The sequence below is a fragment of the Nocardia asteroides genome, assembly GCF_900637185.1.
Taxonomy (GTDB): Bacteria; Actinomycetota; Actinomycetes; order Mycobacteriales; family Mycobacteriaceae; genus Nocardia; species Nocardia asteroides.
Genome location: NZ_LR134352.1, coordinates 6,854,972 through 6,868,174, shown reverse-complemented (window position 1 = coordinate 6,868,174; position 13,203 = coordinate 6,854,972). Strand labels below are relative to the sequence as shown.

Sequence of the window (13,203 nt, the reverse complement as noted above, 5' to 3'; positions counted from 1 at the left end):
ATCCCGCTCTCGCCCGCCCAGCAGCGCTACTGGTTCCTCAACCAGTTCGACACGTCCACCTCCGCGGTGGACAACATCCCGCTGGCCGTGCGCCTCACCGGCGAACTCGACGTGCCCGCGCTCGAGCAGGCGATCGGCGATGTGTTCGCCCGGCACGAGATGCTGCGCACCACCTACCCGCGCTCGGCCGACGGTCCGCACCAGGTGATCCTGCCGGTCTCGCAGAGCCGTGCCGTGGTCCACCACATCGAGGTGGACGAGGCCGATCTGCTCGGCACCGTCATCGAATTCGCGATGACCACCTTCGACGTCACCGTCGAGGTGCCGCTGAAGGTCGCGCTGTTCAAGCTCTCCGACACCGACCACGTGCTCGCGTTCACCGTGCACCACGTCTCGGCCGACGGTTCCTCGATGGGCCCGCTGGCGCGCGACATCATGGCCGCCTACGTGGCCCGCGTGCAGGGCGAGGCGCCGCAGTGGGCGCCGCTGCCGGTGCAGTACGCCGACTACGCGCTGTGGCAGCGCGAGGTCCTGGGCGACGAGTCGGACCCGGAATCGCCCGCCGCCAAGCAGGTCGCCTACTGGAGCACGGCCCTCGCCGGGCTGCCCGACCAGCTGGAACTGCCCGCCGACCGGCCGCGCCCGCCCGCGCAGTCGTTCCAGGGCAAGGCGATCCGCTTCGAGATCGATCCGCAGCGCCACGCCGCGCTGCACGAACTCGCGCGGGCCAACAACGCCTCGCTGTTCATGGTCGTGCACGCCGCCCTCGCGGTGCTGCTCGCGCGCCTGTCCGGCACCGACGACATCGCGGTCGGCACCCCCATCGCGGGCCGTGGCGAACGCGAACTCGACGACCTGATCGGCATGTTCGTCAACACCCTGGTGTTCCGCACCGCGGTCGACTCCGGTGCCACCTTCGCCGAGCTGCTCGCCGACGTGCGCGAACGCGACCTGGAGGCGTTCGCCAACGCCGACGTGCCGTTCGAGCGCCTGGTCGAGGTGCTCAACCCGGTGCGCTCGACCGCGCGCAACCCGCTGTTCCAGGTGGGCCTGTCGTTCCAGAACCTGGCCGACACCACCTTCGAGCTGCCCGGACTGACCGTCAGCGCCGTGGACTACGACTCGCAGCTGGCCAAGACCGACCTGCACGTCACCCTCTACGACCGCTACACCGACGACGGCACCCCGGCCCAGCTGGTCACCGAATTCGGTTACGCCATCGACCTGTTCGACGAGTCGACGGTGCAGAGCTTCGCCGACCGCTTCCTGCTGGTGCTCGACGCGGTCGCCGCCGACGCGAGCGTCCCGGTGGGCGATATCGACCTGCTCACCGCCCCGGAAGCCGACCAGATCGTCACCGCGTGGAACGACACCGCCCAGGCTGTCGACACCGACGCCACCCTGGTGTCGCTGCTCGACGCCACCGTGGCGGCCACGCCGGACGCGGTGGCCCTGGTGGCCGACGCGGCCGACGGCCGTCGCGAGCTCACCTACGCCGAGCTCGACGCCGAGGTGAACCGCCTCGCGCGGCACCTGATCTCGCGGGGCATCGGCACCGAGGATCGGGTGGCGCTGGCCATCCGCCGCTCCGCCGAGCTGATCATCGCCATGTACGCGGTGGCCCGCACCGGCGCGGCCTACGTGCCGATCGACCCCGATCAGCCCGCCGAGCGCACCGACTACATCCTGGCGACCGCGGCGCCCGCGGTGGTGCTGACCACGGCGAACGCCGAATTCCGCACGGCGGCGGCCGAAGTGGTCGTCCTCGACGAGCTCGACCTGAGCACCGTGGACGCGACGGCGATCACCGAGCGTCGCGGCGCCCTGGTGCCCGCGAACACCGCGTACGTGATCTTCACGTCCGGCTCCACCGGCAAGCCCAAGGGCGTGGCGGTCTCGCACGGCGCGATCGTCAACCAGCTGCTGTGGGAGACGGCCGAATTCGGCATCGGCGCCGACGACGCGATCCTGTTGAAGACCGCCGCCACCTTCGACCTCTCGGTCTGGGAGTTCTGGACCGCCGCCGTCGCAGGCGCCCGCCTGGTGGTCGCGACCGCCGACGGCCACCGCGACCCGGCCTACCTGAACGATCTGATGCGGGCCACCGGCGTCACCACGCTGCACGTGGTGCCGTCGATGCTCGACGCGCTGCTCACCGAATCCGGTGCGGCGCTGCCGCGCACGCTGCGCCGGGTGCTGGCCATCGGTGAGGCGCTGCCCGCGTCCACCGCGCAGCGTTTCCGCACCGCCAACACCGCCGAACTGTTCAACCTGTACGGCCCGACCGAGGCCGCGGTCTCGATCACCAGTCACGCGGTGACCGACGCCGACCAGGTGTCGGTGTCGATCGGCGCGCCGGAGTGGAACAGCCGTGTCTACGTGCTGGATTCGCGCCTGCGGCCGGTGCCGGTTGGTGTCTCCGGTGAGCTCTACCTCGCCGGTACCCAGCTGGCGCGCGGCTACTACGGCCGTGCCGATCTGACCGCCGACCGCTTCGTCGCCGATCCGTTCTCCTCCCTCGGCGAGCGCATGTACCGCACCGGTGACCTGGTGGCCTGGAATGCCGACGGCGAACTGGACTACCGGGGCCGCACCGACTTCCAGGTGAAGATCCGCGGCTTCCGCATCGAGCTCGGCGAGATCGAGGCCGCCCTGCTGCGCCAGGACGGCATCACCTCCGCCGCGGTGCTCGCGCACACCGATCCCGTGGTCGGTGACCGCCTGGTCGCCTACATCGTGGCCGGCGCCGAGGTCGACAAGCTGGCCCTGCGCACCGCGCTGGCCGCCGAACTGCCGTCCTACATGGTCCCGACAGTGTTCCTGCAGCTCGACGCGCTGCCGCTGAACGCCAACGGCAAGCTGGACCGCAAGGCCCTGCCGGAGCCCGAGGTCGAGAAGGCCGTGTTCCGCGCGCCGGTCAGCCCGAGCGAACAGCTCGTGGCGGCGACCTTCGCCGAGGTCCTGCGCCTGGACGCCGACAAGCGTTTCGGCCTGGACGACGACTTCTTCGCCTGGGGCGGTAACTCGCTGCTGGCGACGCAGGTCGCCGCCCGCCTGGGCGAGGCGCTGGACACCCGCATCCCCGTGCGCCTGCTGTTCGAGGCGTCCACGGTGGCGGCCCTCGCGCAGCGGATCGAGCAGCACGCCGAGACCGGCGACCGCAAGGCGCTCACCGCGGGCCCGCGGCCGGAGCACATCCCGCTCTCGCTGGCCCAGCAGCGCATGTGGTTCCTCAACCGCTTCGACACCCAGTCGGCGGCCTACAACGTGCCCGTCGCGGTCCGCCTCACCGGCGACCTCGACGTAGCCGCGCTGCGCGCCGCGATCACCGATCTGGTGTCGCGCCACGAGATCCTGCGCACGGTCTACCCGCAGACCGAAGCCGGTGCGGCACAGGTGATCCTGTCGCCCGCGCAGGCCGCGCCGGAACTGCTCGAGCGCACCGTAGCCGCCGACGAGGTGGAAACGGCGGTGGCCGAACTGATGTCGACCATCTTCGACGTCACCGTCGAGGTGCCGCTGAAGGTCGCGCTGTTCCGCGTGGCGGGCACCGACGAGTTCGTCCTGGCCATGGTCGTGCACCACATCTCCGGTGACGGTTCCTCGGTGGCCCCGCTGACCCGCGACCTGATGACCGCCTACGCCGCCCGTTCGACCGGTCAGGAGCCCGGCTGGGCTCCGCTGGCCGTGCAGTACGCGGACTACAGCATCTGGCAGCGCGAACTGCTCGGCAGCGAGGACGATCCGGACTCGATGGCCGCCAAGCAGGTCGCGCACTGGAAGCAGGCGCTGGCCGAGCTGCCCGATCAGCTCGACCTGCCCGCCGATCGTCCGCGCCCGGCGGTGCAGACCTTCGCGGGCAGCAAGGTCGACGTGCAGATCGACGCCGACACCCACCGCGCGCTGGTCGAACTGGCCCGCGCCGAGGGCGCCACGCTGTTCATGGTCGTGCACACCGCGCTGGCCGTGCTGCTGGCCCGCCTGTCGGGCACCGACGACATCGCCATCGGCACTCCGATGGCCGGTCGCGGCGAGGCCGTCCTCGACGACATGATCGGCATGTTCGTCAACACCCTGGTGTTCCGCACCAAGGTCGACGGCGGCGAGGCGTTCACCGAGCTGCTGGCCCGCCAGCGCGAGGACGACATCGCGGCCTTCGCCAACGCCGACGTGCCGTTCGAGCGCCTGGTCGAGGTCCTCAACCCGGTCCGCTCCACCGCGCGTCACCCGCTGTTCCAGGTGGGCCTGTCGTTCCAGAACCTCAGTCGCGCCACCCTGGAGCTGCCCGGCCTGACGGTCTCCGGACTCGACATCGACTCGCAGCTGTCGCAGTTCGACCTGCACCTGATCGCCACCGACCGCTACGGCGACGCCGGTGAGCCCGAGGGCATCTCGGGCATCTTCACCTACGCCACCGACCTGTTCGACCACGCCACGGTCGAGGGCTTCGTGGCGCGGTTCGTCCGGCTGCTCGGCGCCATCGTGGCCACCCCGCGCACCGCGGTCGGCGACATCGAACTGCTGGCCCCGGCCGAGCGGACCCAGATCCTGGACACCCGCAACGCCACCGGCTCCCGCGTCGACACCGCGGCCACCCTGGTCTCGCTGCTCGACGCCTCGGTGGCCGCCGATCCGAAGTCGACCGCCCTGGTCACCGACGACGGCGCCCAGCTCACCTACGCCGAACTCGACGCGAGGGTGAACCGCCTGGCCCGCCACCTGATCTCGCTGGGTGTGGGCCCGGAGGCCCGCGTGGCGCTGGCGCTGCGCCGCTCGGTGGACCTGATCGTCGCGATGTACGCGGTGGCCAAGTCCGGTGGCGCGTACGTGCCGGTCGACCCCGACCAGGCGGCCGAGCGCACCTCCTACATCCTGGAGACGGCGGCACCGGTCTGCGTGCTGACCAACGCCGAGGCCGAGTTCGACACCGCGGTCGCGCCGCTGGTGCGCATCGACGAACTCGACCTCGAAGCCCTCGGCGCCGGACCGATCGCCGATGCCGAGCGCACCGAGCCGCTGCTGCCCGCGCACACCGCGTACGTGATCTTCACGTCCGGTTCGACGGGCCGGCCGAAGGGTGTCGCCGTGCCGCACGGTGCCATCGCGAACCAGTTGCAGTGGAAGCTGGTCGAATTCGGCATGGACGCCGCCGACGCGGTGCTGCTCAAGACCGCCGCGACCTTCGACCTCTCGGTCTGGGAGTTCTGGTCGGCCGCCGTCTGCGGTGGCCGCCTGGTGATCGCCGCGGCCGACGGCCACCGCGACCCGGCGTACCTGAACGAGCTGATGTCGCGCGAGTGGGTCACCACCCTGCACGTGGTGCCCTCGATGCTCGACGCGCTGCTGGCGGCGGGCATGCCCGACTCGCTGTGGCGGGTGCTGGCCATCGGTGAGGCGCTGCCCGGTGCGCTGGCGCAGAAGTTCCGCACCGCGTTCCCGCGTACCGAGCTGTTCAACCTGTACGGCCCCACCGAGGCCGCGGTGTCGATCACCTCGCACCGGGTCAACGCCGCCGACCAGGGTTCGGTGTCCATCGGCGCGCCCGAGTGGAACAGCCAGGTGTACGTCCTGGATGCGCGGCTGCGTCCGGTGCCCGACGGTGTCGCCGGTGAGCTGTACCTGGCGGGCGCGCAGCTGGCGCGCGGCTACTTCGGCCGCCCCGACCTGACCGCGGACCGTTTCGTGGCCAACCCGTTCACCCCGGGTACCCGCATGTACCGCACCGGTGACCTGGTGGCCTGGCAGAACGGCGAACTCGACTACCGTGGCCGCACCGACTTCCAGGTGAAGATCCGCGGCTTCCGCATCGAGCTCGGCGAGATCGAGGCCGCGCTGCTGGCCCTGCCGGAGATCGCGCAGGCCGCCGTCATCGCCAAGTCCGACCCGCGCACCGGGGACCGCCTGGTCGCCTACCTGGTCGGTACGGATCTCGATGTGGCGCAGGTGAAGTCGACGCTGGCCGCCGGGCTGCCGTCGTACATGGTGCCCGCCGCGTTCGTCGTGATGGACGCGCTGCCGCTCAACGTCAACGGCAAGCTCGACCGCAAGGCGCTGCCGGAGCCGGAGTTCGAGGCGCAGGCCTTCCGCGCGCCGTCCACCCCGATCGAGGAGATCGTGGCGGGCGTGTTCGCCGACGTCCTCGGCGCCGAGCGCGTCGGCGCCGACGACGACTTCTTCGCCCTCGGTGGCAACTCGCTGCTGGCCACTCAGGTCGCGGCCCGCCTCGGCGCCGCCCTGGACAGCCGGGTGCCCGTGCGCCTGCTGTTCGAGGCCTCGACGGTCGCCGGGCTCGCGGTGAAGGTGGAGCAGGGCGCGGGCGCCGGTGGACGGCGCGCGCTGGTCGCCGGACCGCGTCCGGCGCAGGTGCCGCTGTCGCTGGCACAGCAGCGCATGTGGTTCCTGAACCAGTTCGACACCAGCTCCGCGGTGAACAACATCCCGGTCGCCGTCCGCCTGACGGGCGCGCTGGACGTCGAGGCGCTGCAGCTCGCGGTCGCCGACGTGCTGGCCAGGCACGAGACCCTGCGCACGGTGTACCCGTCGGCCGACGGCACCCCGCACCAGGTGATCCTGCCGGTCGAGGGCAATGTCCCCGACCTCACGCCGGAGACCGTCGCTCCCGACGAGGTCCCCGACAGGATCGCCGGCCTGATCTCCACCGGGTTCGACGTACTCGACGAAGTTCCGTTGCGCGCGAAGCTGCTCCGCCTCGCGGACGACGAGTTCGTGCTCGTCTTCGTCGCCCACCACATCAGCGCCGACGGCTGGTCCATGGGCCCGCTGACCCGCGACGTGATGGTGGCCTACGCCGCCCGCGCCGCCGGGGAACGGCCGGGCTGGGCACCGCTGCCGGTGCAGTACGCCGACTTCAGCGTCTGGCAGCGCGAAGTCCTCGGCTCCGAAGCCGACGACACCAGCCTGATCTCCCAGCAGGCCGACTACTGGAAGCGCGCGCTCGCCGGCGTCCCCGACGAGCTGAACCTGCCGCTGGACCGGCCGCGTCCGAGCACGCAGTCCTTCGCGGGCGGCCGGGTCCTGTTCCCGATCGACACCGAGATCCACGCCGGCCTCTCGGCGATCGCCCGGGAACAGAACGCGACGCTGTTCATGGTCGTGCACACCGCCCTCGCGGTGTTCCTGGCGCGCATGTCGGGCACCGAGGACATCGTCATCGGCACCCCCATCGCCGGTCGTGGCGAAGCCGAACTCGACGACGTCATCGGCATGTTCGTCAACACCCTCGCGCTGCGCACGCAGGTCGGCGGCCAGCTCGGCTTCACCGAGCTGCTGGACCGGGCGAAGGAGGCCGACCTGGCCGCCTTCGCGCACGCCGACATCCCGTTCGAGCGTCTGGTGGAACTGCTCAACCCCGAGCGCTCCACCGCGCGGCACCCGCTGTTCCAGGTGGCGCTGTCGTTCGAGAACCTGCCCGACGCCGCGTTCGAACTGCCCGGCCTGTCGGTCTCGGCCGTCGACTTCGACGTCGACACCGCCAAGTTCGACCTGCTGCTCACCGTCCGTGAGGCGGCGGCGGGCGACGACGCCGGCGCCTACGCCGAGTTCTCCTACGCCACCGACCTGTTCGACCAGGCCACCGTCGAGAAGTTCGCGCAGCGCTTCCAGCGTCTGCTCGCCGCGGTCGTCGCCGACACCACCACCCCGGTCGGCGATCTCGAACTCCTCGACGGCACCGAGCGCACCGAACTGCTCACCCGCACCGGCGGTCCCGCCGCGTCGACGAGCACCCTGCCGGAGCTGCTGGCCCAGGCCGTGGCGGCCAACCCGACCGGTCAGGCGATCGTCGCCCCCGGCGAGTCGGCCGACATCGGACTGGTCGGCGCGCTCGTCGACGCCGGTGACGCCCGGGCGCTCACCTACGCCGAGCTCGACGCGGCGTCCTCGCGTCTGGCCCGCGTGCTCATCGCGCGTGGCGCCGCACCGGAGACGGTCGTCGCCATCGCCATGCAGCGCTCGCTGGAGACCACCCTCGCCATCTGGGCCGTGATCAAGTCCGGCGCGGCGTTCCTGCCGGTGGACCCGAAGTACCCGGCCGAGCGCATCGCGCACATGATGTCGGATTCGGGTGCGGCACTGGGCATCACGATCGCCGCCGAGGCCGGCCACCTGCCCGCGCCCGCGCTGGGCGAGTGGCTGGTGCTCGACGACGCGGTCCTGCAGGCCGAGGCCGTCCGGCAGTCCGCCGAGCCGGTCACCGACGCGGACCGCAACGGTGCCGTCCGGACGACCAACACCGCGTACATGATCTACACCTCGGGCTCGACCGGTCTGCCCAAGGGCGTCGTCGTCAGCCACACCGGTGTGGCCAACTTCGCCGCCGCCCAGGTGGCGCAGTTCGGGCTCGGGTCGGACGCGCGCACGCTGGCGTTCGCGTCGCCCTCGTTCGACGCGTCGATCCTCGAGTTCCTGCTGGCCGTCGGCTCGGCGGGCGCGCTCGTCATCACGCCGGTCGGCGTGGTCGGCGGCGAGGAGCTGGCCGAGATCATCGTGGGCCAGGAACTGACCCACGTGTTCCTCACGCCGCTGGTCGCGGCGTCGATGGAGCCCGCGGCACTGGCCGGGCTGGAAGCGCTGATCGTCGGTGGCGACAAGGCCCCCGTCGACCTGGTGGCGAACTGGCACAGCGCGGGCACCGACCCGGCGCACCACCGGTTCTACAACGCCTACGGCCCGACCGAGGCGACCATCGCGACCAACCTCTCCGACCCGCTGCTGCCCGGCGACACCATGAACATCGGTGGGCCGATCGCGGGCGCCACCGTGTACGTGCTCGACAACCGCCTGCGCCCCGTCCCCGCGGGCGTGGCCGGTGAGCTGTACCTGGGTGGCGTCGCGCTGGCGCGCGGCTACCACGACCGCGCCGGCCTCACCGCCGAACGCTTCGTGGCCAGCCCCTACGCCGAGGGCGAGCGGCTGTACCGCACCGGTGACGTCGTCGCCTGGCGCACCGTGAACGGCAAGTCCGTCGTGGAATACGTGGGCCGCAACGACTTCCAGGTGAAGATCCGCGGTTTCCGCATCGAACTGGGCGAGATCGACGCGGTCCTCACCGCGCACGACGACGTCGAGTTCGCCGCCACCATCGGCCGCACCACCGACGCGGGCGCCACCATCCTGGTGTCCTACGTCCGGGCCACCCCCGGCGCGGCCGCCGACCCGGCCGAGCTGGTGGAGTACGCCGCGCAGCAGCTGCCCGCGCACATGGTGCCCGCGGCCGTCATGGTGCTCGACGAGATCCCGCTGACCCCGGCGGGCAAGCTCGACCGGCGCGCGCTGCCCGAGCCGGTCCTCGCCCCGCGCGAGTTCCGCACGCCCACCGGTGAAGTCGAGGCGATCATCGCGGCCGTCTTCGCCGAGGTGCTCGGTGTGGACGCCGTCGGCCTGGACGATTCGTTCTTCGCCCTCGGCGGTGACTCGATCCTGTCCATCCAGCTGGTCTCCCGCGCCAAGGACCGCGGCGTGCTGTTCAAGCCGCGCGACGTCTTCGAGAAGCGCAGCGTGGCCGGGCTGGCCGAGATCGCCGTGCTCGCCGGCGATGCCGACCAGATCGTGCTGGAGGAACTGGCAGGCGGTGGCGTCGGTGAGATCCCGATGCTGCCGATCATGCGCCAGATCCTGGCGAGCGGCTCCACCTACGACCGGTTCTCCCAGTCGATGGTGCTGCGCCTGCCCGAGAACCTCACCGAGGACGTCCTGCACGCCACCGTCGGCGCGGTCTTCGACCACCACGACGTGCTGCGTTCGCGGGTGGCCAAGGATCCCGAAAAGGGCTGGGTCTTCGAGGCATTGGCGCCGGGCGAGGTCGACGTGGCCGCGCTGGTGCGCCGCGTCGAGGTGCCCGGCGAGATCGGCGACGAGCAGCTGTCCAAGCTGGCCTCGGTCGAATACGACGAGGCCATGGGCAGGCTCGATCCCGCGAACGCGGCCATGGTGCAGTTCGTGTGGTTCGCCTTCGGCGAGAACGCCGACGGTCCGCGCCGCCGCGACGCGCTGCTCATCGTGGGTCACCACTTCGTGATCGACGGCGTCTCCTGGCGCATCCTGATCCCGGACCTCGCCATGGCCTGGGGTCAGGTGGCGGCCGGCCAGCAGGTCGCGTTGCCCGTCAACGGCACCTCGATGCGGCGCTGGGCGCACAGCCTGGTCGAGCAGTCGACCGATCGCCGGGCGGAACTGCCGTTCTGGCGTGAGGTCTCGGCCACCGCCGACCCGCAGCTGGGCGCGCGCGCCTTCGACCCGCGGGTCGACACGTTCGCCACCGTCGACCGGGTGCAGGTCACCCTGTCGCCGGAGGTCACCGACGCGGTGCTCACGGCCATCCCCGGCCTGTACCACGGCGGCGTCAACGACGGCCTGCTCACCGCGCTCGCGCTGGCCGTATCGCGTTGGCGCGAGGACGAATCGGGGACCGCGGCGCTGATCAAGCTGGAGGGCCACGGCCGCCAGGAGGAGATCGTCGCCGGTGCCGACCTCTCGCGCACCGTCGGCTGGTTCACCACCGCCTTCCCGGTCCGGCTCGACCTGGCCGGCGCCGATCTCGACGACGCCTTCGCCGGCGGCGCCGTGCTCGGTGAGCTGATCAAGTCGGTCAAGGAGCAGATGCTCGCGGTGCCCGACAAGGGCATCGGCTACGGCATGCTCAAGTACCTGTCCACCGAGGGTGCCGATCTGCCGTCCGTCGGCCAGATCAGCTTCAACTACCTCGGTCGCGCGACGGCCGGTGAGATCCCGGCCGAACTCGCCGAGCTGGGCTGGGTGCCGGTGGCTGATCTGGGTCAGCTCGACGCCGAGATGGACCTGGACATGCCCGCCAACGCGACGCTGGACATCAACGCCATCGTCAACGACGGCGACGAGGGCCCGCAGCTGGGCGCGAACATCGCGTTCCCGACCGGGCTGCTCACCCAGGAGCAGGCGCAGCGCTTCGCCGACCTGTTCGTGGCCGCGCTGACCGCGCTGGCCACCCACGCGCGGCGGACCGACGCGGGTGGTTTCACCCCGTCCGACATGCCGCTGGTGCGGGTGCAGCAGTCCGATATCGAGCTGTGGGAAGGCACCTATCCGGCGCTGTCGGAGGTGTGGCCGCTCTCGCCGCTGCAGGCGGGCCTGATGTTCCACGCCATGCTCAGCTCGGCGACCGTCGACGTGTACACCGTGCAGGCCGTGCTCGACCTGACCGGCACGCTCGACACCGAACGGCTGCGCCGCGCCGCCCAGGCGGTGCTGGACCGGTACCCGAACCTGCGGACCGCGTTCGTCACCGACTCGGCCGGTCAGCCGGTGCAGGTGGTGCTGTCGGAGCTCGAGGTGCCGTGGCGCGAGGTCGACCTGACCGATCTGCCCGAGGACGAACGCCTGCCGCGCATGCAGCAGCTGCTCGTCACCGACCGCGCCGACCAGTTCGACATGGCCACCGCGCCGCTGATCCGCTTCGGCCTGTACAAGACCGGTCCGGAGCAGGCGCACCTGGCGATCACGGTGCACCACATCCTGATCGACGGCTGGTCCATGCCGCTGCTCATGCGCGACCTGCTGGTCCTCTACGCGGTGCACGGTGATCTCACCGCGCTGCCGCGAGTGGCCTCGTACCGCAACTTCCTGTCCTGGCTGTCCGGCTGGGATCGCGAAGTGTCGCTGCGGACCTGGGCCGAGGCGCTGGCCGGGGTCGAGGGCCCCACCCAGCTGGCGCCCGCGCCGCGCACCGAGGAGCGCTACGAGATCGGCAAGGTCGTCGTCGAGATCGACAACGACCGCACCAGGGCGCTCGGCAAGCACGCGGGTGAACTCGGCGTCACCGTGAACACGCTGCTGCAGACCGCGTGGGGCATCGTCGTCGGCCGCCTCACCGGCCGCGACGACGTGGTGTTCGGCGCGACCGTGTCCGGCCGCCCGGCCGAACTGCCCGGCGTGGAGTCGATGGTCGGTCTGTTCATCAACACCCTGCCGGTGCGGATCCAGATCGACGACCGGATCAGCGCCGAGGAGCTGACCAAGCGGGTGCAGGCCGAGCAGGCCGACCTGCTCAGCCACCACTTCGTCGGCCTGTCCGACATCCAGCGGGTGGCGGGCGCCGGCGCGGCGTTCGACACGCTGCTGGTGTTCGAGTCCTACCCGATGGACAAGGACGCCGTCACCGCGGCGAGCTCGATCGACGGCATGCAGGTCACCGGCGTCGGCCTCGACGACGCCACGCACTACCCGCTCACGCTGGTGGTGATGGCCGAGTCGACCATCGAGATCACCCTGCGCTTCCTGCGCAGCACCTACACCGAGGACGAGGTCCGCACCCTGTCCGCGCGGTTGCTGCGGGTGCTCGACGAGCTGCTCGACAACCCGACCGGCCTGGTCGGCGACATCGACATCCTCGACGCGGGTGAACGCGCCCAGCTGCTCGCCGAATCCGGTGTGACCGCGGCCGTTTCGGCCCCGGTCGCGGTCACCGGGGTCGGCGCGCAGACCGTCGCCAAGGTGCTGGCCGAGGTCGTCGAAGCCGATCCGCAAGCGCCCGCGCTGCTGCGCGGGGACAGCGAGATCGCCTACAGCGCGCTGGATCGCAAGTCCTCGCAGCTGGCCCGCGTCCTCATCGCCCGCGGTGCGGGCCCCGGTGACGTGGTCGCGATCTCACTGCCGCGCGGCGTGGATTCGGTACTCGCCGCCTGGGCGATCCAGAAGGCCGGTGCCGCGGTCCTGTTCGCCGGTGAACTGACCGGTGTCGAGATCGCCGAGACCGGCGCCACCTTCGGCATCAGCGCCGAACCGGTGGCCGGTGTCGCCGGGCAGTGGCTGGTCCTGGCCGACGTGGAAGCCGAGATCGCCGCCGCCGCGGCGCATCCCGTCTCCTACGCCGACCGCGTCCGCCCCCTGTCCGAGGACCACCCCGCCTTCGTCCAGGTCACCGGCGCCACCACCACGACGCTCACCCAGAGCGCCGCGGTGGCCCTGGCCGAACGCCTGCGCGACGAACATGGCATCGACTACGAGTGCACCACCTACACCACCCACGCCTCCGGCCCCGCCGCCATCCAGGAATTCCTGGCCGCGTCCACCGCAGGCGCCCTGTCGGTCCTCCCCACCGGCCCGGTCGAAGACGACCTCGCCGACGGAGAGGTCACCCACTGGTTCGTGGTCGAAGGAGACTCGACCGACCCCGCCGACGACGAGATCACGATCGTCGTCGCGAAGTAG

Annotated in this window: 1 protein-coding gene (running past one end of the window); it reads left to right on the top strand. The window is 71.3% G+C overall.

Features of this window, described 5'->3' with window-relative positions:
* Positions 1-13,203: the final stretch of a non-ribosomal peptide synthase/polyketide synthase gene (locus tag EL493_RS31760; protein ID WP_022566223.1), read on the top strand. Its footprint begins 30,588 nt before the window's first position; only the last 13,203 of its 43,791 coding nucleotides appear in the window; the start codon falls outside the window, past its left edge; it ends in the stop codon at positions 13,201-13,203.